The organism is uncultured Sphingomonas sp. (assembly GCF_964021865.1).
Taxonomy (GTDB): domain Bacteria; phylum Pseudomonadota; class Alphaproteobacteria; order Sphingomonadales; family Sphingomonadaceae; genus Sphingomonas.
Genome location: NZ_CAXIAM010000010.1, coordinates 1 through 19,979, shown reverse-complemented (window position 1 = coordinate 19,979; position 19,979 = coordinate 1). Strand labels below are relative to the sequence as shown.

The following is a 19,979-nucleotide window of genomic DNA, read 5'->3' as shown; positions in this document are numbered from 1 at the left end:
TCCGGCCCCGCCGTCGGCCTTGGCGAGACGCCGTCCGTGCGGTCAGGCACGGGCGGCGTTTCGTTCGTTTGGATCGGGCGTTGCGGGCGGACTGAGCGACGGAGCGGAATCGCGGGATGACGCGTGCGCAAGCGATGGCTTGGGACAGCCGATCGTCATTGCGAGCGTAGCGACGCAATCCAGGGCATCCTGGTCCGGCTCTGGCTTGCTTCGCTTCGCTCGCAATGACGGACGTGGGTAGCTGGCGTCGGCTCTGGAGCGATTGCCTATCGGCGGCAGAAGTGCCGCCCCGGATCAGGTCCGGGGCGACGTAGCCTCAAGCGGCGACCGTACGTGCTTCCAGCGCGGAGCGGATCGCGGCGATCGCATCGGCGGCCTTGTCGCCGTCCGGGCCACCGCCCTGCGCCATGTCGGGGCGGCCACCGCCGCCCTGCCCGCCGAGCACCGTGACCGCCTGTCGCAGCAGGTCGACCGCGCTGATCTGACCGGCCAGATCGGCGGTGACGCCGACCGCGACCGAGGCGCGACCATCGTTGACCGCGACCAATGCCGCGACACCAGAGCCGACGCGCGCCTTGGCATCGTCGACCGCGCCGCGCAGTCCCTTCGCCTCGAAGCCGTCGAGCACCTGCCCGACAAAGCCGACCCCGCCGACCGTCTCCGGGCCGGCCGCTGCACCGCCGCTGCCGCCGCCGAGCGCCAGCGCCTTCTTCGCCTCGGCCAGTTCGCGCTCGAGCCGGCGGCGATCCTCGACCAGCGCCGCGACGCGCGCGGGCACCTCGTCTGGCGAGGCCTTGAGCGTTGCCGCCGCTTCGCGGAGCTTCTCGTCGCGCGCGTTCAGCCATTGCCGCGCCGCCTCGCCGGTCAGCGCCTCGACACGGCGCACGCCCGACGACACCGCGCTCTCACCGACGATCTTGAATACGCCGATGTCGCCGAGCGCGCGGACATGGGTGCCGCCGCACAGCTCGATCGAATAGGTCTTGCCGTCGTCCTCGCTGCCCATCGAGACGACCCGGACCTCGTCGCCGTATTTTTCGCCGAACAGCGCCATCGCGCCCTCGGCGATCGCCTCGTCGGGGGTCATCAGCCGCGTCTCGACGCTGCCGTTGCGCCGGATCTGTGCGTTGACCGCGCGCTCCGCCTCGGCGAGTTCGTCGGCGGTCATCGCGCTGTTGTGCGACACGTCGAAGCGCAGCCGCTCGGGCGCGACCAACGACCCCTTCTGCGCGACATGCGTGCCGATCTTCTGGCGCAGCGCCTCGTGCAGCAGGTGCGTGGCGGAGTGATTGGCGCGGATCGCGGCGCGGCGTGCGACGTCGATCGCCAGCTTGACGGTATCGCCGACCTTCAGCGCGCCCGAGGCGATCGTCGCATGGTGGACGAACAGCTTGCCGAGCTGCTTCGAGGTTTCGGCAACGTCGGCGCGCAACCCGTTGTCGCTGCTGATAATACCGGCATCGCCGACCTGACCGCCGCTCTCGCCGTAGAAGGGGGTCTGGTTGACGATCACGTCGACCGTGTCGCCAGTCGCGGCGTGATCGACACGCTTTCCGTCCTTGACCAGCGCGAGCACCACCCCTTCACCGACGTCGCTGCCATAGCCGGTGAATTCGGTCGCGCCGACTTCCTCGACCAGATCGAACCACAGATCGTCCGACGCCTTCGCCCCCGAGCCCTTCCACGCGGCGCGCGCGGCGCGCTTCTGCTCGGCCATCGCGGCATCGAAGCCAGTGCGGTCGACCTTGAAGTCCTGCGCACGCAGCGCGTCCTCGGTCAGATCGTACGGAAAGCCATAGGTGTCATAGAGGCGGAAGGCGGTGTCACCGGACAGCGTGTCGCCCGGCCTCATCCCCGCCGTCGCATCATCGAGCAGCCGCAGCCCCTTGTCGAGCGTCTGGCGGAAGCGCGTCTCCTCCTGCCGCAGCGTCGCCTCGATCAGCGGCTGGGCGCGGATCAGTTCGGGATAGGCCGCGCCCATCTCCGCGACCAGCGCCGGCACCAGGCGGTGCATCAGCGGCTCCTTGGCGCCGAGCAGGTGCGCGTGGCGCATCGCGCGGCGCATGATCCGGCGCAGCACATAGCCGCGGCCCTCGTTGGCAGGCAGCACGCCATCGGCGACGAGGAAGCCCGAACAGCGCAGATGATCCGCGATGACGCGGTGGCTCGCCTGATTGTCGCCGGTGGTGTGCGTGTGCGTCAACGCGCCGCTCGCGGCGATCAGCGCCTTGAAGGTGTCGGTGTCGTAATTATCGGTGACGCCCTGCAGCACCGCCGCGACACGCTCCAGCCCCATGCCGGTGTCGATCGACGGCCGCGGCAGGTCGCCGACGATCGCATCGGCCTCCTGCACATGCTGCATGAACACCAGGTTCCAGATTTCGACGAAGCGGTCGCCGTCCTCGTCGGGGCTGCCCGGGGGGCCACCGGGGATGTGATCGCCGTGGTCGTAGAAGATCTCCGAGCAGGGCCCGCACGGCCCGTCCGAGCCCATCGCCCAGAAATTGTCCTTGGTCGGGATGCGGATGATGCGGTGATCGGGAAGCCCGGCGATCTTCTTCCACAGCTCGAACGCCTGATCGTCGGTATGGAAGACGGTGGCGGTCAGCCGGTCGGCCGGCAGCCCCCATTCCCTGGTCAGCAACGTCCAGGCGTGGGTGATCGCCTGTTCCTTGAAATAGTCGCCGAAGCTGAAATTGCCCAGCATTTCGAAGAAGGTATGGTGACGCGCAGTGTAGCCGACATTGTCGAGATCGTTATGCTTCCCGCCGGCGCGGACGCATTTCTGCGACGAGGTCGCGGTGCTGTACGGCCGCGTTTCGAGCCCGGTGAAGACGTTCTTGAACGGCACCATGCCGGCATTGACGAACATCAGCGTCGGATCGTTCTGCGGCACCAGCGGCGCCGAGGGCACGATCTGGTGCCCGGCCGAACCGAAATAGTCGAGGAACGAGCGGCGAATGTCGTTGGTAGCGGTCATGGCGCTCGACTTAATCCGCGAAGGCCGCGCTGCCTAGAGCCCCGGTGCGCGGTTCGGTTCGTCGCGTGCGGCGCTCCGCGCGATTGTCTCCCTCATCTATGTATGCAAAGTCGCCGTCGACGAATCGGGGGTAAGCTGAATGAGGCATTTACTGACGCTCGCTGCGGTTTGCGCAACGACGGTCGCGAGCGGTGCGTCGGCGGCGACCCTGATCCAATTCGACAGCGAACAGGGGGCGTCGCGCGGATTTGACGCGTTCGATAGCCGTGCGGGCACGCTGAACACGGTCACGTTGACGATCAAGCTCGCCAAGACGCGCGGCTGGGTCGTCGGGGCGCCGAGTGGCAGCGCTTCCACCGCGAACGTCTCTTGGACCATCGCCGGCAACTGGCGTCTGGAGTCGAACAACGATGCGCTCGGCAATCCGCTCGTGGCGCTGACCGGGTCGGGCAGCGCCGTCGTGCCGCTCGACCGGAGCGACGGTGAATATGATTTCGGCTTCTTCGGGGTCACCGCGACCGGCACGGCAACCCTCCAGTTCGATACGGCGCAGTTCCTGAGCCAGCGGATCAGGTTTAACGGCTACGATCTGGGGCAGACGGTCGGGTCAGGCGACACCAGCTTTACCGGGATACCCGCGGGCGGCACCATCAATCAGCTGCGGGGCGGGTGCGCCGTCTACAATGGCAACGCCAGCGCGCCGGGCGAGGACTTCTGCGGCAGCGCGAATTATACGCTGACCTACGACTACACGCCGGCGGTGCCGGAGCCGGGCACCTGGGCGCTGATGATCGCCGGGTTCGCCGCCACGGGCGCGGCGCTGCGTCGCCGCCGCCGGTTGCCGGCCGTCGGCTGACGGTCAGACCGGACGGTCGAGCGAGGCCGGCGGGGTGCTGAACCACGCCGGCCCGCTGGCCGTCATGTGGAAGCAATCCTCCAGCCGCACGCCGAACCGGCCGGGCAGATAAAGGCCGGGCTCGTCCGAGAAACACATGCCGGCGGCGAGCGGCGTGGTTTCGCCGTGAACGAGATTGACCGGTTCGTGCCCGTCCATGCCGATCCCGTGCCCGGTGCGATGCGACAGGCCGGGCAGCCGGTACCCGGGGCCATAGCCGAGCTTCTCGTAATAGCCGCGCACCGCGTCGTCGATGGTGCCAGCCGCGACCCCGATCCGCGCCGTGCGGAACGCAAGCGCCTGCGCGGCCTTCACCTGATCCCAGACCGTGCGCTGCCCGGCGGTGGCGGTGCCGTGCACCCAGGTGCGCGAGACGTCGGATTGATAGCCTTGTACGGTACAGCCGCAGTCCATCAGGACGACCTCCCCATCGGCGACACGGATCACCTCGCGGCTGCCGTGCGGGAGCGCCGCGGCGGGGCCGATCAGCGCCATCGAGAATTCGGGATCGCCGCCGAGCTTCTTCGTCGCTGCGGTCATCAACGCCCCGATCTGCGCGCCGGTCATGCCCGCCTCGACACGCGGGTGAGTCCATCGGTATGCGGCGATCGTCACATCGGTGGCGCTTTGCATCAGCGCGATCTCGGCCGGCGTCTTGATCATCCGGCACCCGCGGACGACCGGGTTGGCGCTGACCAGCCTGGCACCGGGCAGCGCATGCGCCAGCCCCTCGAACGCGAAGAAGCGCGCGCTCTCCTCGATACCGATCGTGCGGCCCGCCAGTTTGCGATCGCGCAGGAAACCGGCCACAATCTTGAGCGGATCCTCATCCTCCTGCCACACGCGCACTTCGGCCGGGACGGCAAGCGTCTGGCGAACCGAGGGTTCCTCGAAGAACGGCGTGACGATGCAGGGATCGCCCTCGACCGGGACCACCGCCGCGGTCAGCCGCTCGCTGCGATGCCAGGCGACGCCGGTAAAATAGATCAGGCTCGACCCCGGCTCGATTAGCAACGCAGCGATCCCCTGCGCCTTCATCAAGGCCTGCGCGCGCGCCAGCCGCCGCGCGCGCTCCTCCACCCCGATCGGCACCGCGCCGCCGGTCATATCGGAAAGGCCGGCGAGATCGGGCTCGGCGGCCCGCACGATCGAGGTAGCGAGCAGGGCGGCGGCACCGCCCAGAACGGCCCGTCGCGAAGGGCGGAAGCGAGGAAGGAACATGGTTGCGGACGATACGGTGCTTGACCGAGCGGCCGCAATCCCCTTCCCTGTCGGCACAAACGGGAGCGATGAATGGCCAAGCGGCTGACCCTTTATATTCTTGGCGGGCTGGTGCTCGGGTTGATCGTCGGGCTGGTGCTCAACACCTGGCTCGACGACGGCTCGCCCGCCGCGCAGGTGCGGCTGACCGAGATCGCGGGCTATTTCTCGATCCTGACCAGCATCTTCCTGCGCCTTATCAAGATGATCATCGCGCCATTGGTCTTCGCGACATTGGTATCGGGAATCGCGCAGATGGGTGATACCGCCGCGCTCGGGCGGATTGGGGCGCGGAGCCTGGCGTGGTTCATCACCGCCAGCCTGCTGTCGCTGACGCTGGGGCTGGTGATGGTCAACCTGCTAAAGCCGGGCGTCGGCATCGGGCTGGCGTTGCCTCCGGTCGGTGAGGCCACCGGGCTGGCGACGGCGGCGTTCAATCTCAAGGACTTCTTCACGCACATCGTCCCCGCCTCGATGGTCGATGCGATGGCGAAGAACGAAATTCTGCAGATCGTCGTGATGTCGGTGTTCGTCGGCGTTGCGATCACCGCGGTCGGCGAGAAGGCGCAGCCGCTGGTCAAGGCGATCGACGCGCTGGTGCACGTCATGTTGCAGGTGACCGATTACGTGATGCGCGTGGCACCGGTCGCAGTGTTCGCGGCGGTGGCGGGGACGCTGACCGAGCGCGGACCGGCGGTGATCGGGCAGCTCGCGTACTTCATGGGCAGCTTCTACCTGACCTTGCTGGTACTGTGGGCGGTGCTGCTGGGCATCGGCTTTCTCTTCATCGGCGCGCGCATCCGCGAGCTGATCCGCTATGTGCGCGAGCCGTTGCTGGTGGCGTTCTCGACCGCGTCGTCGGAGGCGGCGTACCCGCGGATGCTGGAAGCGCTCGACCGCTTCGGGGTGCCGCCGCGGATCGCCAGCTTCGTGCTGCCGCTCGGCTATTCGTTCAACCTCGACGGGTCGATGATCTACATGACCTTCGCGTCGCTGTTCATCGCGCAGGCCTATGGCATCGACATGTCGCTGGGGCAGATGGTGACGATGCTGCTGGTGCTGATGGTCACGTCGAAGGGGATCGCGGGGGTGCCGCGCGCGAGCCTGGTGGTGATCGCGGCGACGCTACCTATGTTCAAGCTGCCCGAAGCGGGCCTATTGCTGGTGCTGGCGATCGACCATTTCCTCGACATGGGTCGCACGGCGACCAACGTCATCGGCAATGCCGTGGCGAGCGCGGTGATCGCGAAATGGGAGGGCGGCCTCGATCCGCGCGAACCGGTCGTGGTGGAAGGGGCGGCGGCGCCTTCGGGGCACGGGCCGGCGCGTGAGGTGGAGAGTTTCCGGGAGGTTTGAGGTTCAGGGGGACGCGTAGAAGAAGTGGTTCGCGCAGAGGCGCGGAGGCGCAGAGAGGTCGTGGTTGTACGACGCGAAGCGTCACTCTCGACCGTTGCAGATGCAGGAGCCGCCGATGGCGGCTCGGGACATGGCGACACCCACAACCTCTCTGCGCCTCCGCGCCTCTGCGCGAACAATCCTTCTTCTCTTTCCCCGCCCTTATTGCCCCGTCCTTATTGGCTCAATTCCGTGGTGGTTGCCGCCGGTAGCTAAGCGCCTCCGCAATGTGCAGGCGGCCGATCGTGCCTGCGCCGGCGAGATCGGCGATCGTCCGGGCTACCCGCAGGATGCGGGTGTAGCCGCGTGCCGACAGCTTCATTGCGACCGCCGCCTGCGCCAGTAACTCGCGTCCAGCGGCGTCGGGTGTCGCGAAACGTTCGAGGTTTTCGCCATCGAGTTCCGCGTTCGTGCGCAGGCCGCTCTCCGCCAATCGCGCACCCTGGATCGCGCGCGCGGCCGCGACGCGGGCCGCGACCTCCGCCGAGCCTTCGGCCGGGGGCGGCAAGGTGAGATCGACGGCGCTGACCGCGGCGACCTCGACGTGCAGATCGATGCGGTCGAGCAGCGGGCCAGAGACTTTGGCCTGATAGTCCGCCGCGCATTTCGGAGCGCGGGCGCAGGCCAGCGACGCGTCGCCGAGATGGCCGCAGCGGCACGGGTTCATCGCCGCGATCAGCTGGACGCGCGCCGGGTAGGTGACATGCGCATTGGCGCGGGCGACGCTGACTGTGCCGCTTTCCAGCGGCTGGCGTAGCGAGTCGAGTACGGCGCGCTGGAATTCGGGCAGCTCGTCGAGGAACAGCACGCCGTGATGCGCGAGGCTGACCTCCCCCGGCTTCACCTTCAGCCCGCCGCCGGTGAGCGCCGCCATGCTCGCCGAATGGTGAGGTGCGCGGAACGGGCGCGTGCGGGTCAGCGTACCGCCGGGTAGCGTGCCCGCGACCGACTGGACCATCGATACCTCCAGCGCCTCGGCCGGGTCGAGCGGCGGCAGGATGCCGGGCAGACACGCGGCCATCAGCGACTTGCCCGCGCCCGGCGGGCCGACGAACAGCAGGTTGTGTGCGCCGGCCGCGGCGATTTCCAAGGCGCGCTTGGCGACTTCCTGTCCCTTGACCTGCCGCAGGTCGGGGCCGGTGCGCGCCTCCTGCACGTCGCCGGGCGTCGGCAAGGCGAGCAGGCCGTGACCTTTCAGATGGTTGAGCAGCGCGAGCAGATCGGGGGCGGCGATCACCTCGATACTGCCGCTCCACGCCGCCTCGCTGCCTTGCGCGGCGGGGCAGATCAGCCCCCTGCCCGTCTCCGCGGCATGGAGCGCGGCGAGCAGCACGCCCGGCGACGGCGCGAGGCGCCCGTCGAGCCCGAGTTCGCCGACGATCACATAATCGGCCAGCGCCTCGGCATCGACCACCCCCATCGCCGCGAGCAGCCCGAGCGCGATCGACAGGTCGAAGTGCGAGCCTTCCTTGGGCAGATCGGCCGGCGACAGGTTCACCGCGATCCGTTTCGGCGGGAGCGACAGTCCCATCGCCGCAATCGCGCCGCGCACGCGCTCGCGGCTTTCGCCGACCGCCTTGTCGGCCAGCCCGACGACGTTGAAGGCGGGCAGACCGGGGATCAGCTGCACCTGCACCTCGACGCTGCGCGCCTCCAGCCCCAGATAGGCTACCGTCGATACGATCGCGACCATGTTCCCCCCGTCCCCGCCCGCCTCATAGCGGCTTTGCGGCGCGGCGAAATGGCCGAACGGTGACTTGCAACTGCAACACACCCGCGCCACATGGCCCGCATGATCCGCCGCCATCCGGCCCTGCGATACGCGCAATTGCTGCTCGGCGGGCTGCTGCTGCTGCTCGCGGCATTGATCGCGCCCTTGCCGGGGCCGGGCGGCGTGTTTCCGATGGCCGCGGGGCTGATCCTGATCCTGCGCAACTCGCCACGCAGCCGGCTGTGGTTCGCGCGCGCCAAACGACGCTGGCCGCGAATCGGCGGGATGGTGGATGTCGCGCTCCGCCGGCGCAGCGCATTGCGGCGACGCGCACGCGATCGTGCCGCGGCGCGTTGACTTTGGCGGCAGCCTCCCCTAACGGCGTCCTTCTTTCGGGCCGTCCGCTTGGGCGGCCCTTCGACATTCGATTTCGGGACATGAACGATGAAGCGGACCTTTCAGCCGAGCAATCTGGTGCGCGCTCGCCGTCACGGCTTCCGTGCGCGGATGGCCACGGTCGGCGGCCGGGCGGTGATCCGGGCGCGTCGCGCGCGCGGTCGCAAGAAGCTGTCGGCGTAAGCACGACCGAAACCCGCCTGCCCGTGGCTTCGGCCGCGGTCGGGCGGATGACCAGGCGGCCGGAGTATCTGGCCGCGAATGCCGGGCGTCGGGTGCCGATGCCCGGCTTCGTGCTTCTGGTGCACCCGCGCGACGATGGCGACACGAGGATGCGGATCGGCATCACCGTCACCAAGAAGGTCGGCAACGCGGTGGTGCGCAATCGCATCAAGCGGCGCTTCCGCGCGCTGTCGCGCGAAATCCTGCCCGAACATGGCTGGCCCGGCGCCGATCACGTGCTGATCGGGCGCGAGGCGGCGCTTACCTCCGATTATGCGGGATTGCGCGAGCATCTGGCCAAGGCGCTGGCGAAGAGCCGAAGCGTCGCGCCGGGTGGCAACCGATCGCGGCCGAAACGGTGATCGCGCGCGTGCTGATCCTGCTCGCCCGCGGGTGGCAGCTGGGGCCGTCGGTCCTGCTCCCGCCTTCGTGCCGGTTTCAGCCGTCATGTTCCGCCTATGCAATCGAGGCGCTTCGCCGCTATGGCGCGGGCAAAGGTAGTTGGCTGGCAATACGCCGGATCGCGCGGTGCCATCCCTGGGGCGGGCACGGCCATGATCCGGTGCCATAAGGCACGGGCATGATCCGGTGCCATAAGGAAAGCGTGGGACGCTGGTGAAGGACGAGAGCAAGAACTTCGTGCTGTTCGCGGTGATCGCGGCGCTGATCCTGTTCGGATGGCCGCTGATCCAGAGCCGCGTCTTCCCGACGGCGAACCCGCCCGCGACCAAGATGGTCGACGGCAAGAACAAGCCGCTGCCCAACCCCGCCGCGGACCCGACCGCCGACTCGCCCGCTGCGCTGCGCGACCGCAACGTGGTGCTGGCCGAGACGCCGCGCGTGCGGATCGACACGCCCGCGCTGAAAGGCTCGATCAACCTGAAGGGCGCGCGGATCGACGATCTGGTGCTGACCCGTTACAAGGAGTCGATCGCCAAGGACTCGCCGCCGATCCGGCTGTTCTCGCCCGCGGGGACGCAGGACGCGTATTTCGCGGGCTTCGGCTGGCGTGCCGATGGCCTCACCCCGCCGGCCGCCGACACGGTGTGGACCGCCTCGGCACCGGTGCTGACCCCGGGCAAGCCCGTGACGCTGACCGCCAGTAACCCGCAGGGGCAACGGTTCGCGATCGAGATCGCGGTCGACGACGACTATCTGTTCACCGTCAAGCAGACCGTCGCCAATGGCGGCGGCGCGGCGGTGCCGGTCGCGGCCTATGGCCTCGTCAGCCGCGTCGGCGTGTCGAAAGACCCCGACAGCATGACGATTCACACCGGGCCGATGTCGGTCAATAACGGTGCGGCGCATTACAATCCCAATTTCAAGGACGTCGACAAGGAGCCGACGCGCTTCACGACGACCGGTGGGTGGCTGGGCTTCACCGACAAATACTGGCTCGCGGCGCTCGTCCCCGATCAGGGCCGCGCGTTCGACGGGCAGTTCCGCGCCGGTGCCAACAACGCCTACCAAGCCGACTTCACGACCGCGCCGCAGATGCTGCCACCCGGCCGCCAGCTGACGCAGACCGCCAAGCTGTTCGCGGGCGCCAAGGAAGTGAAGCTGCTCGACCGCTACACCGACACCGGTGCGGTCACGAAGCTCGACTATGCGATCGACTGGGGCTGGTTCCGGTTGGTCGAGAAGCCGATCTTCTATTATCTCGACTGGCTGTTCCGGCTCGTCGGCAATTTCGGCGTCGCAATCATCATCCTGACGCTGACGATCCGGTTGCTGGTCTTCCCGATCGCGCAGCGTCAGTTCGCCAGCATGGCGGCGATGCGCGCGCTCCAGCCGAAGATGAAGGCGATCCAGGAGCGCTACAAGGACGACAAGCAGCGCCAGCAGCAGGAGATCATGGCGCTGTACAAGACGGAGAAGGTCAATCCGCTCGCCGGCTGCCTGCCGTCGCTGATCCAGATCCCGATCTTCTACGCGCTCTACAAGGCGCTGATGCTGACGATCGAAATGCGGCACCAGCCGTTCGCCTTGTGGATCAAGGATCTGTCGGCGCCCGATCCCGCGACGATCCTGAACCTGTTCGGCTATATCCCGATCACGCTGCCGCATTTCCTCGCGATCGGCGTCGTGCCGGTGCTGCTGGGCATTTCGATGTTCTTCCAGTTCCGCCTCAACCCGACGCAGATGGACCCGGCGCAGCAGCAGGTGTTCGCGATCCTGCCGTGGGTGCTGATGTTCGTGATGGCGCCCTTCGCGGTCGGGCTGCAGATCTACTGGATCACCACCAATTGCATCTCGATCCTGCAGCAGAAGTGGCTCTACAGCCGCCATCCGCAACTCAAGAACGCGTCGCCGAAGTGAGCGACGTCAATCCCCGGTTCGACGAGGACGCGATCGAGGCGGCGCGTAAGCGTTTCGCCGGGCCGATCGAGTTCCTGAAGTCCGCGCCCGCGCTGGACTTCCTGCCCGCCGACGAGGTGGCGGAAGTGGCGTTCGCCGGGCGCTCGAACGTCGGCAAGTCGTCGCTGCTCAATGCGCTGACCGGGCGCAAGGCGCTGGCGCGCACCTCGGTGACGCCGGGGCGGACGCAGGAGCTGAACTTCTTCGATGTCGGCGATCCGCTCGCCTTCCGGCTGGTCGACATGCCCGGCTACGGCTTCGCCAAGGCGCCGAAGGATATCGTCAAGAAGTGGCGGTTCCTCGTGAACGACTATCTGCGCGGACGGCAGGCGCTGAAGCGCGCGCTGGTGCTGATCGACAGCCGGCACGGGATCAAGGACGTCGACCGCGAGGTCCTGGAGATGCTCGACCGCGCGGCGGTCAGCTACCGGCTGGTGATGACCAAGGCCGACAAGGTGAAGGCCAGCGACCTCGCGGTGACCGTCGCCGCGACCGAGGCCGAGGCGCGCAAGCGCGCGGCGGCGCACCCCGAGATCATCGTCACCTCCAGCGAGGGCGGGATGGGGATACCAGAATTGCGCGCGGCGGTGATCGAGGCGATCGGCTGAGCGCGGGCTCGATCCGGACGCCCGCTTTTACACGATTGACGAAGAAGCGCCGCCCCGGATCAAGTCCGGGGCTGCGCTTCTTACCAGATCGAGGCGCGGCGCGCGGTGCGGGCGGCTTCGATCTGCTGGCGGAGCACTTCCGAGCGGCTCGGAGCCGGCGCGTTCGCCACGAACACGAAGGTCGGCGCCTGCACGAACGCGGGTGCCGTTGCGCTGAGCGCAGCGTCGGTCGGGGAAAAGCTGGCCATGACAATGCTCCTTCGGTGACGATCCTTCTCTTGGCACCCGTCCTACCGACGGGTGACTGACAGCCGATGGACGAGGGCGGTTAACGCGCCGCTCGGCAAAATCCCGGACGGCGTTGCCCTGCGCGCCATTGCCCCTTACTCCGGGCGGCATGAAGCTCATCATCGGCAACAAGGCCTATTCCTCCTGGTCGCTGCGCGGCTGGCTCGCGTGCCGGCAATCGGGATTGCCGTTCGAGGAAGTGGTCGTCCCGCTCTACGACGACGAATGGGATCGCCGCCGCGAGGGCGACGAATTCGCGCCGTCCTCGGGCAAGGTGCCGATCCTGTGGGACGGCGAGGCGGTCGTCTGGGACAGCCTCGCGATTGTCGATTATCTGGCCGACAAGGTCGGGCGCGAGCCGTTCTGGCCCGCGGACGAAGCGGCGCGCGCAATGGCGCGATCGATGGCGGCCGAGATGCATTCCAGCTTCGCCGCGCTGCGTCGCAAGCACACGATGAACGTCCGTCAGGTCTATCCCCCGGTCACGCCGGACGAGGATGTGCGCGCCGATCTGACGCGCATCTTCGAACTATGGGCGCAGGCGCGTGCGCGGTTCGGCAGCGGCGGCGACTTCCTGTTCGGCGCGTTCGGCGCGGCGGACATCATGTTCGCGCCGGTGTGCACGCGGATCGCGACCTATTCGCTTCCCACCCCGCGCTTCGCCGCCGCCTATGTCATGGCGGTGCTCCAGCATCCGTTCATGCAGGACTGGATCGCCGGCGCGCAGGAAGAGGAATGGGTGATCGAGAAGTTCGAACAGCCCGTCGCCTGATGTCAGTCGCTTGCGTAGCCGGTGGCGGGCGACCAGCGCATCGCAATGTCGGGATAATGGACGGTCGAGCGTTCGGGCAGGCTGACCGCGAACACCACGCACGGCGCGTCCCCGTCGTTGCGAAGGTGGTGCGCGTTGCCGTCGCCCTTGCGGAACACCGCGATCTCGCCGGCGTGCATCGCGCGCGGGCCATCGTCGTCGACCAGCGTCGCGGTGCCGGAGAGCAGCACGACGATCTCGTCCTCGCCTTCGTGCCAATGCCGTTGCGACGACCAGCCGCCGGGCGGGATCGTGACATGCGTCGCGACGAAATCCTCAAGGCCGCCAGCCGCCGCCAGATCGCGCACCAGCCGCTCCGATGCCGCGGCGGCGAAGGGCGGCGGATAGTCGCTGCCCTGGGCTGGCGGTACGGCGTCGATGTCCAGCTTCGGCATAGGGAGCCCTCTTGTTGATCGATGTCGTTCAACTCGCCAGTCTATTGATCGGGGCCGAAAGCGTCACCCCCGCGCGTGGGCCGGTGTTCGACGTGCTGGAGCAAGCGCTGGTGCCGCTCGGCTTCGCGGTCGAACGGCGGATCAGCGGCGATGCGCCCGACGGTCCGGTCGAGAACCTGCTCGCCACGCGGGGCGCGCAGGGGCCGCATCTCGCCTTTGCGGGCCATGTCGATGTCGTACCGCCCGGCGACGGATGGAGCGCCGATGCCTTCGCACCGCACCTGCGCGACGGCTTGCTGGTCGGGCGCGGTGCGGTAGACATGAAAGGCGCGGTCGCGGCGTTCGTCGCTGCGGCAGCGCGCATTCCCGCCGATGCGGGGCGACTGACGCTCATCATCACCGGCGATGAGGAAGGCCCGGCGACGTTCGGCACGGTTGCGCTGATCGAGCGGATGCACGAGCGCGCGCTGCTTCCCGACCTGTGCCTCGTCGGCGAGCCGACCTCGGTCGCGGCGCTGGGTGACATGGTGAAGATCGGGCGGCGCGGATCGGTCAACATCTGGATCGAGGTGCCCGGACGTCAGGGGCATGTCGCTTACCCACATCTGGCCGACAACCCGATCCCCCGATTGATCGCGATCCTCGCCGAGCTGGACGCGCTGATACTGGACCAGGGCAGCGACTGGTTCCAGCCGTCGAACCTCGAGATTACCGACGTGACGGTCGGCAATCCTGCCACCAACGTCATTCCGGCGCGCGCGACGGCGCGGATCAGCATCCGCTTCAACGATCTCCAGCGCGGGCGGGATCTCGCCGAGCGGATTACGGCGATCGTGCACCGCCACGCGCCGGAGGCGATCGTCACGCCGCGCATCTCGGGCGAGGCGTTTCTTACCGAGCCCGGTCCGCTCTCCGCGCTGGTTTCTGCCGCGATCCTCGACGTGACCGGCCGGACGCCCGAGCTGTCGACCACGGGCGGCACCTCAGATGCGCGCTTCTTGCGCGCCTTGTGCCCGGTGGTCGAGTTCGGGCTGCTGAACGCGACGATGCACAAGGCCGACGAGGCGGTGTCGGTCGCCGATCTCGAACAGCTGACCGACATCTACACGCAGTTTATCCAACGCGCCTTTTCAGCGGCGGCGGCGTAGCACCACATACAGCGCGCCTGCCCCGCCGTGGCGTGGGTGTGCGTTGCGGACGGCGGCGATCATCCCCGCATAGGCCGAAAGCCGCAGCCAGTCCGGGATGGCAGCCCGGATCGCGCCGCGCGCGTGCGGGCGCTGGCTTTCGGGGCGCGGCGGCTTGCCGGTGACGAGCAGGATCACCCGGTCGCCGTGCATCAGCGCCTGCCCTAGCCCCATCTCCAGCGCCGCATGCGCGCTGGCGAGCGTGTGGCCGTGGAGGTCGATCGTGCGATCCGGGGCGACCACCCCGCCCGCGAGCCGCCGATCCCACCCGCCGTCAAGGGTATGCCCCGGTTCGCGACGGGCATGCGACGGGGGCGGCGTAGGAACGCTGGGGACCGACATCGCCTTGCTCGGCGCGGGCAGCGGCAGCCGTTCGGGCGATGGCGCGGCGACCTTGCGCCCCGGCATCGCGCGCACGGTTGCGCGCACCCGCGCCCACAGCGCCTCCTCGTCAGGGCCGAGGCGTCGTGCCGCCACTCGCCGCCTGCCCTGCCCGCCAGCGCGCGTAGCTGCCGCGCGGCAATAGCACGAACGCGGTGCCGTGCGCGCTCATCCCGCCGGCGATCGCGCGTGCTTCCTCGCCCGCGCCCCAGAACGTGTCGAAGCGGTTGCTGCCCTTGATCGCGCCGCCGGTGTCCTGCGCGATCCAGATGCCGTTCGCGTCGGTGCGATCCATCGACAGCAGCACCGGCGCGCCGAGCGGCACGAACTTCGGGTCGGCGGCGACTGTGGCACCGCCGCTGACCGGCAGGCCGAGCGCGCCCTGCGGTGCGCCGGTCAGCTCGCGGAAGAAGACGTAGCTCTTGTTCTCGCGCATGATCGCGCGGCCCTCGTCGGGGTGGGCGTGCAGCCACGCGACGATCCCCTGCATCGACGACTGACCCGGACCGAGCAGCCCGCGGCTCTTCATCAGCGCGCCGATGCCCGTATAGTCGCGGCCGTTCTGCGTGTCATAGCCGATGCGCAGCACGCCGCCCTCGTCCAGCCGGATAAAGCCCGAGCCCTGCACCTGCAGGAAGAACAGCTCGACCGGATCGGCGGCATAGCCGAGGATCGGCGCCCGGCCGGTGAGCGCACCCTCCTCGATCGCCGTCCGATCGAAATAGGGGACCAGCGCCATGCGATCGACACGTCCGCGAATTTTCTTGCCGGTCCAGGTCGGCGAAAAAGCGCCCAGATCGACCTCGATCAGATCATTGGGTCGCCCGTAGATCGGCACATAGCCGGTGCGCGGACGGCGCGAACCGGCGATTTCGGGAATGTAATAACCGGTGGCGAAGGCGCGACCGTCGCCGACCTGCACCGCCTCGAACCAGCGCTGGAAGAATACCGCCGCCGACGACGGATCGGTGCGCGCCGCTTCGGTGCAGGCGGCCTGCCAATCGGTCGGGATCGTCATCCCCGACGTGTCGGTGCGGCGCACGAGACTCGGGCAGGAGATACGGAAGGCGGCGAGCGCGGCGCTCGCCTGCGCGGGATCGAGCGGGACGGTCGCCAGATCGATCGCGGGGGTCAGCCCGGCCAGCGCCGCGGTGGTGGCGCCCGGGACGACATTGGCCGTGAACGCCGGAAGCGGCACCGATGCGACCGGCTGGCGCACCGCCAACGGTCGTGCCGGCAGGGTCGTCGGCACCGGCCGCGAAGCGACGGGGCGCGGCGCGGGGGACGGCGGCACCGAACGCCCGCCCGGCCCGACGCAGCCAGCCATCAACAGGGCGCCCGCCACTGCGAGCGTCGCTTTGGTCCGCACCCCCAAACCCCCTTGTCGTTTTCGGCTCAGGCTTCGTCGGTGTCGGCGAGGATCCAGTTCGGGTCCGACGCACGGACGGTCCGGACGAAGGTCCAGACGTCATGCGTCTGCACCGCGTCGCTGGTCGAGCCGGCAAGGACATTGCCCTCGGCATCGCGCGTCACCGCGGCAATGTCGGCATCGAAACGCACCGCGACGCGCGCTTCGCCGTTCGCCACGCCCGCCGACACGATCGTCGCACGCTCGATCGCGATCAGCCGGTTGTCGAGCACCTGCCCCTGCGCGTTGCGCGTCTCGATCGCCTCGGCGAACGCGGCGTGGACGTCGTCGCTGACCAGATCGCGCAGCGCCGCCTCGTCCCCGCGCCAGAACGCTTCGAGGATCATGCGATACGCCGACTTCGCACCTTCGAGGAAGCGCGTGACGTCGAAGCTCGGCTCCGCCGACACGATCGCGCGCAGGCCGGGCTCGGTCGCGGTGTCGAACGGCCGCGTCGCAGGCTCCCGCATTTCAGCGGCGGGTTCGATCGCGCGCGGCACCGCTACCGACGCCACCCGCTCCTCGGCGGGCTTGGGCAGCGGCTGTTCATGGCCGGAGCGCTTGCCCAGAACCGAATAGAGTCGCAGCGCCAGAAAGCCGGCGACCATGGCGAGCAGGACAACGTAGAACACGGCAACTCCAGTAAGCTGGTGTGCGTACATAGGCGCGTGGGCACCGAACATCAAATCGCCCGACCCGCCTATTGTATCCGCCGAGGACCGCATCCGCGATTGTCACATCCGCGGGGCACTGCTAACCGCCCGACACTTTCCCGCGCGGCGCCGCATCGGCGCGCGCCGAGCCTGACGATAGGGGTAGGACGATGGACGAATTTGGCAACGCAGGCGGCGAACCGCTGGCCAACGGCGCCGACACGGCACCGGCCGCAGGGCTGATCTCGCAATATGTGAAGGACCTGTCGTTCGAGAACCCGAACGCGCCGGCGATCTATCAGGAGCCGCAGGCGCCCGAGATCAACGTGCAGTTCGACATCGGCGCGGCGCAGGTCGCCGACGAGGTCCACGAGGTCACGCTGAAGATCGAGGTGCGCGCCACCACCGGCGGCAAGACCGCGTTCATCGCCGAACTGTCCTATGCCGGGCTGTTCGGGCTGCGCAACGTGCCGGCCGACCATGTCCAGCCGTTCCTGCTGGGCGAAGGCCCGCGCCTGCTGTTCCCGTTCGCGCGCCGCGTCGTCGCGGATGCGATCCGCGACGGCGGCTTCCCGCCGCTGCTGCTCGAGCCGATCGACTTCAACGCGCTGTTCCTTCAGCAGGCGCAGGCGCAGGGCGTGTCGTTCGGCGCCGAAGACGCGGGCCAGGCCTGATCTGACGACGCGGGCGAGGATCGACGGATGAACCTCGCCCGTGCGCTTGGCTCGATCGGCGGCCTGACGCTGGTCAGCCGCGTGCTGGCGCTGGTTCGCGACACGTTGCAGGCCAGCTATGTCGGCGCGAGCTTCGCGTCGGACGCGTTCTTCGTCGCCTTCCGGCTGCCCAACATGTTCCGCGCGCTGTTCGCGGAGGGCGCGTTCTCCGCGGCGTTCATCCCGCTGTTCAACCGCAAGGTCGCGGAAGGCGGCGGAACCGCGGCGGGGGTGGACTTCGCGGAACGCGCGCTGGCGTTGTTGTTCCCGGTGCTGCTGGTGATGACCGCGCTGATGCTCGCGGCGGCGTGGCCGCTCACTTGGGCATTGTCCGGTGGGTTCGATCGCCAGCATCCGACGGCGGAGCAATTCGCCTTCGCGGTGACGCTGTCGCGCTTCACCATCCCTTACCTGCTGCTGATTTCGCTGGTGTCGCTGCTGGGCGGCATCCTCAACTCGCTGCATCGCTTCTGGGTCAATGCCGCCGCGCCGATCCTGCTCAACATCGCGATGGTCGGCGCGCTGATCTTCTTCCACGGCGGCGATCCCTATGCGACCGCGCGGGCGCAGGCGATCTCGGTCACCGTCGGCGGCGCGCTCCAGCTGGCATGGCTGTGGTGGGCATGCCGACGCGCGGGCGTGAGCCTGAAGCTGCGTCGCCCCCGCATCGACGACGACGTCAAGCAGATGCTCAAGCTGATCGTCCCCGCCGCAACCGGCGCGGGCGCGGCGCAGATCAATCTCGCGATCTCGACCGCGCTGGCCGGCGGCCTGCTGTCGGCGGGGTCGATCTCGGCGATCTATTATGCCGACCGGCTCAACCAGCTGCCGCTGGGCCTGATCGGGATCGGGCTCGGCACGATCCTGTTGCCGGTCGTATCGCGCCTGCTGTCGCAAGGTCGCGAGGCGGAAGCGATGGAGACGCAGAACCGCGGGCTCGAACTCGCGCTGTTCCTCACCCTGCCCGCCACCGCCGCGTTCGTTTTCGCGGCCGAGCCGATCGTGCGCGGGCTGTTCCAGCACGGCGCGTTCGACGGCGGCGATACGATACGCGCGGCGCAGGCGCTCGCCGCCTTTTCGCTCGGCCTGCCCAGCTATGTGCTGGTGAAGGTGCTGACCCCCGGCTTCTACGCGCGCGCGGACACGAAGACGCCGGTGCGGCTCGCGCTCTATTCCGTCGCGATCAATCTGGTCGGCAATCTGATCCTCATCCCGACGCTCGCGCATTGGGACATCGGGCAGATCGGGCCGCCGCTCGCCACCGCATTGGCCTCCACGATCAACGTCGTCTCGCTCTATGTCGTGCTGGCACGGCGCGGGCATTTCGCGCTCGATCCGCAGGTCAGGCGCAAGGTGCCGCGGCTGGCGCTCGCGGCCTTGTTGATGGGCGCGGCGCTGCTGCTCGTCGCCCCGTATGTGGATCCCTATCTGACCGGTGCGCTCGCGGTCCGCGCGATCGCGCTGATCGTCCTCGTCGGCGCGGGTGTCGCCATCTACGCGCTGGCGTGCGTCGTTACCGGGGCGTATCGCCTCGCCGATCTGAAAACCCTCCTTCGTCGCAGAGCTTCCACCTGATGACCAATATGCGCGTCCTTTCCGGCATCAAGCCGACCGGCAACCTCCACCTCGGCAATTATCTCGGCGCGGTGAAGCAATGGGTGGCGATGCAGGACGACATCCAGGCGTCAGGCGGCGAGACGATGTATTTCATCGCCGACCTTCACGGGCTGACCGAATTCATCGCGCCGGCCGAGATGACCGCCAACACCGTTGAGATGACCGCCACGCTGATCGCGGCGGGGATCGATCCGGCGCGCTCGATCGTGTTCAATCAGGCCCGCGTACCGGCCCATGCCGAACTGGCATGGCTGCTGAACAACGTCGCGCGGGTCGGCTGGCTGAACCGCATGACGCAGTTCAAGGACAAGGCGGGCAAGAACCGCGAGGGCGCGTCGGTCGGGCTATACGATTACCCGGTGCTAATGGCAGCCGACGTGCTGCTCTACAACGCGACGCATGTGCCCGTCGGCGAGGATCAGAAGCAGCATCTGGAGCTGACGCGCGACATCGCGACCAAGTTCAACACCGACTTTGGCGTGGAGCTGTTCACCCTGCCCGAGCCGCTGGTCAGCAAGGCCGCGCCGCGCATCATGTCGCTGCGCGACGCGAGCGCGAAGATGTCGAAGTCGAACCCGTCCGAGCAATCGGTGGTGAAGCTGGTCGACAGCGACGACGTGATCGCCGACAAGTTCCGGAAGGCCAAGACCGACCCCGATCTTCTCCCCGCCACCCTCGCGGAGCTGGAGGGGCGGCCGGAA

General features: G+C 68.4%; 21 protein-coding genes. 13 read left to right on the top strand and 8 right to left on the bottom strand.

Features of this window, described 5'->3' with window-relative positions:
• Nucleotides 1-316 precede the first annotated feature (316 nt).
• Nucleotides 317-2,980, bottom strand: a complete 2,664-nt coding sequence (alaS, locus tag AADI75_RS04300) for an alanine--tRNA ligase (RefSeq protein ID WP_341207813.1) — start codon at nt 2,978-2,980, stop codon at nt 317-319.
• Between the two features lie 139 nt (nt 2,981-3,119).
• Here alaS and AADI75_RS04295 point away from each other — a divergent pair, with 139 nt between their 5' ends.
• Nucleotides 3,120-3,836: a choice-of-anchor E domain-containing protein gene (locus tag AADI75_RS04295; protein WP_341207812.1), complete on the top strand. Its 717-nt coding sequence runs from the start codon at nt 3,120-3,122 to the stop codon at nt 3,834-3,836.
• Nucleotides 3,837-3,839: 3 nt separating this feature from the next.
• Here AADI75_RS04295 and AADI75_RS04290 read toward each other — a convergent pair whose 3' ends face one another.
• Nucleotides 3,840-5,096 (bottom strand): Xaa-Pro peptidase family protein, encoded by a 1,257-nt coding sequence (locus tag AADI75_RS04290; RefSeq protein ID WP_341207811.1) that lies wholly within the window; start codon nt 5,094-5,096, stop codon nt 3,840-3,842.
• Nucleotides 5,097-5,168: 72 nt separating this feature from the next.
• Here AADI75_RS04290 and AADI75_RS04285 point away from each other — a divergent pair, with 72 nt between their 5' ends.
• Nucleotides 5,169-6,491 carry a dicarboxylate/amino acid:cation symporter gene (locus AADI75_RS04285; RefSeq protein WP_341207810.1) on the top strand — a complete coding sequence of 441 codons (1,323 nt, stop codon included), beginning with the start codon at nt 5,169-5,171 and terminating at the stop codon, nt 6,489-6,491.
• A gap of 223 nt (nt 6,492-6,714) precedes the next feature.
• Here AADI75_RS04285 and AADI75_RS04280 read toward each other — a convergent pair whose 3' ends face one another.
• Complete coding sequence (locus tag AADI75_RS04280) at nt 6,715-8,223, bottom strand: YifB family Mg chelatase-like AAA ATPase (protein WP_341207809.1); 1,509 nt, start codon at nt 8,221-8,223, stop codon at nt 6,715-6,717.
• 90 nt (nt 8,224-8,313) lie between these two features.
• Here AADI75_RS04280 and AADI75_RS04275 point away from each other — a divergent pair, with 90 nt between their 5' ends.
• The 6 genes from AADI75_RS04275 to yihA all read left to right on the top strand — a co-directional run bounded on the left by AADI75_RS04275 (nt 8,314) and on the right by yihA (nt 11,825).
• Nucleotides 8,314-8,598 (top strand): hypothetical protein, encoded by a 285-nt coding sequence (locus tag AADI75_RS04275; protein WP_341207808.1) that lies wholly within the window; start codon nt 8,314-8,316, stop codon nt 8,596-8,598.
• 87 nt (nt 8,599-8,685) lie between these two features.
• The gene (gene rpmH, locus AADI75_RS04270; protein WP_028056723.1) at nt 8,686-8,820 is read left to right on the top strand and encodes a 50S ribosomal protein L34; all 135 of its coding nucleotides are present in this window, start codon (nt 8,686-8,688) and stop codon (nt 8,818-8,820) included.
• Between the two features lie 47 nt (nt 8,821-8,867).
• Nucleotides 8,868-9,221, top strand: a complete 354-nt coding sequence (rnpA, locus tag AADI75_RS04265) for a ribonuclease P protein component (RefSeq protein WP_341207807.1) — start codon at nt 8,868-8,870, stop codon at nt 9,219-9,221.
• Nucleotides 9,218-9,430, top strand: coding sequence for a membrane protein insertion efficiency factor YidD (gene yidD, locus AADI75_RS04260; protein WP_184032497.1), 213 nt, complete (start codon nt 9,218-9,220; stop codon nt 9,428-9,430). The genes rnpA and yidD overlap by 4 nt, the downstream gene beginning before the upstream one ends.
• A gap of 44 nt (nt 9,431-9,474) precedes the next feature.
• Nucleotides 9,475-11,178, top strand: coding sequence for a membrane protein insertase YidC (gene yidC / locus AADI75_RS04255; RefSeq protein ID WP_341207806.1), 1,704 nt, complete (start codon nt 9,475-9,477; stop codon nt 11,176-11,178).
• Nucleotides 11,175-11,825, top strand: a complete 651-nt coding sequence (yihA, locus tag AADI75_RS04250) for a ribosome biogenesis GTP-binding protein YihA/YsxC (RefSeq protein ID WP_341207805.1) — start codon at nt 11,175-11,177, stop codon at nt 11,823-11,825. The genes yidC and yihA overlap by 4 nt, the downstream gene beginning before the upstream one ends.
• A gap of 80 nt (nt 11,826-11,905) precedes the next feature.
• On the opposite strand, the gene AADI75_RS04245 is transcribed toward yihA, so the two are convergent.
• A complete protein-coding gene (locus tag AADI75_RS04245) occupies nt 11,906-12,073 on the bottom strand; it encodes a hypothetical protein (RefSeq protein ID WP_341207804.1) in 168 nt (55 codons plus the stop codon).
• Between the two features lie 149 nt (nt 12,074-12,222).
• On the opposite strand from AADI75_RS04245, the gene AADI75_RS04240 reads away from it, so the two are divergent.
• A complete protein-coding gene (locus AADI75_RS04240; protein WP_341207803.1) occupies nt 12,223-12,885 on the top strand; it encodes a glutathione S-transferase family protein in 663 nt (220 codons plus the stop codon).
• 2 nt (nt 12,886-12,887) lie between these two features.
• Here the strand turns inward: AADI75_RS04240 and AADI75_RS04235 are convergent, their stop codons facing one another.
• Nucleotides 12,888-13,319, bottom strand: coding sequence for a cupin domain-containing protein (locus tag AADI75_RS04235; RefSeq protein ID WP_341207802.1), 432 nt, complete (start codon nt 13,317-13,319; stop codon nt 12,888-12,890).
• Nucleotides 13,320-13,333: 14 nt separating this feature from the next.
• On the opposite strand from AADI75_RS04235, the gene dapE reads away from it, so the two are divergent.
• Nucleotides 13,334-14,467, top strand: a complete 1,134-nt coding sequence (gene dapE, locus AADI75_RS04230; RefSeq protein ID WP_341207801.1) for a succinyl-diaminopimelate desuccinylase — start codon at nt 13,334-13,336, stop codon at nt 14,465-14,467.
• Here dapE and AADI75_RS04225 read toward each other — a convergent pair.
• Genes AADI75_RS04225 through AADI75_RS04215 form a run of 3 tightly spaced genes read right to left on the bottom strand, consistent with a single transcriptional unit; the run spans nt 14,450 to nt 16,927 of the window.
• On the bottom strand, nt 14,450-14,983 hold the full coding sequence (locus AADI75_RS04225) for a Smr/MutS family protein (RefSeq protein ID WP_341207800.1): 534 nt from the start codon (nt 14,981-14,983) through the stop codon (nt 14,450-14,452). The two genes, dapE and AADI75_RS04225, sit on opposite strands and share 18 nt — an antisense overlap.
• The gene (locus AADI75_RS04220; protein ID WP_341207799.1) at nt 14,958-16,256 is read right to left on the bottom strand and encodes an MltA domain-containing protein; all 1,299 of its coding nucleotides are present in this window, start codon (nt 16,254-16,256) and stop codon (nt 14,958-14,960) included. Before AADI75_RS04220 ends, AADI75_RS04225 begins: the two co-directional genes overlap by 26 nt.
• Nucleotides 16,257-16,282: 26 nt before the next feature.
• Complete coding sequence (locus tag AADI75_RS04215; RefSeq protein ID WP_341207798.1) at nt 16,283-16,927, bottom strand: Tim44/TimA family putative adaptor protein; 645 nt, start codon at nt 16,925-16,927, stop codon at nt 16,283-16,285.
• 191 nt (nt 16,928-17,118) lie between these two features.
• Between AADI75_RS04215 and secB the strand changes: the two genes are divergently transcribed.
• From secB to trpS, 3 genes are all read left to right on the top strand, one after another.
• Nucleotides 17,119-17,622, top strand: coding sequence for a protein-export chaperone SecB (gene secB / locus AADI75_RS04210; protein ID WP_341207797.1), 504 nt, complete (start codon nt 17,119-17,121; stop codon nt 17,620-17,622).
• A gap of 27 nt (nt 17,623-17,649) precedes the next feature.
• On the top strand, nt 17,650-19,236 hold the full coding sequence (gene murJ, locus AADI75_RS04205; RefSeq protein ID WP_341207796.1) for a murein biosynthesis integral membrane protein MurJ: 1,587 nt from the start codon (nt 17,650-17,652) through the stop codon (nt 19,234-19,236).
• Between the two features lie 8 nt (nt 19,237-19,244).
• A partial coding sequence (gene trpS, locus AADI75_RS04200) for a tryptophan--tRNA ligase (RefSeq protein ID WP_341207866.1) occupies nt 19,245-19,979 on the top strand: 735 nt, incomplete at its 3' end.

What these genes read in the sequence shown, in the direction of transcription:
- AADI75_RS04280 (WP_341207809.1), bottom strand. Translation starts at nt 8,223, where the DNA reads ATGGTCGCGATCGTATCGACGGTAGCCTATCTGGGGCTGGAGGCGCGC.
- rnpA (WP_341207807.1), top strand. Translation starts at nt 8,868, where the DNA reads ATGACCAGGCGGCCGGAGTATCTGGCCGCGAATGCCGGGCGTCGGGTG.
- alaS (WP_341207813.1), bottom strand. Translation starts at nt 2,980, where the DNA reads ATGACCGCTACCAACGACATTCGCCGCTCGTTCCTCGACTATTTCGGT.
- AADI75_RS04275 (WP_341207808.1), top strand. Translation starts at nt 8,314, where the DNA reads ATGGCCCGCATGATCCGCCGCCATCCGGCCCTGCGATACGCGCAATTG.
- AADI75_RS04235 (WP_341207802.1), bottom strand. Translation starts at nt 13,319, where the DNA reads ATGCCGAAGCTGGACATCGACGCCGTACCGCCAGCCCAGGGCAGCGAC.
- murJ (WP_341207796.1), top strand. Translation starts at nt 17,650, where the DNA reads ATGAACCTCGCCCGTGCGCTTGGCTCGATCGGCGGCCTGACGCTGGTC.
- AADI75_RS04290 (WP_341207811.1), bottom strand. Translation starts at nt 5,096, where the DNA reads ATGTTCCTTCCTCGCTTCCGCCCTTCGCGACGGGCCGTTCTGGGCGGT.
- AADI75_RS04240 (WP_341207803.1), top strand. Translation starts at nt 12,223, where the DNA reads ATGAAGCTCATCATCGGCAACAAGGCCTATTCCTCCTGGTCGCTGCGC.
- secB (WP_341207797.1), top strand. Translation starts at nt 17,119, where the DNA reads ATGGACGAATTTGGCAACGCAGGCGGCGAACCGCTGGCCAACGGCGCC.
- AADI75_RS04245 (WP_341207804.1), bottom strand. Translation starts at nt 12,073, where the DNA reads ATGGCCAGCTTTTCCCCGACCGACGCTGCGCTCAGCGCAACGGCACCC.
- AADI75_RS04295 (WP_341207812.1), top strand. Translation starts at nt 3,120, where the DNA reads ATGAGGCATTTACTGACGCTCGCTGCGGTTTGCGCAACGACGGTCGCG.
- AADI75_RS04285 (WP_341207810.1), top strand. Translation starts at nt 5,169, where the DNA reads ATGGCCAAGCGGCTGACCCTTTATATTCTTGGCGGGCTGGTGCTCGGG.
- rpmH (WP_028056723.1), top strand. Translation starts at nt 8,686, where the DNA reads ATGAAGCGGACCTTTCAGCCGAGCAATCTGGTGCGCGCTCGCCGTCAC.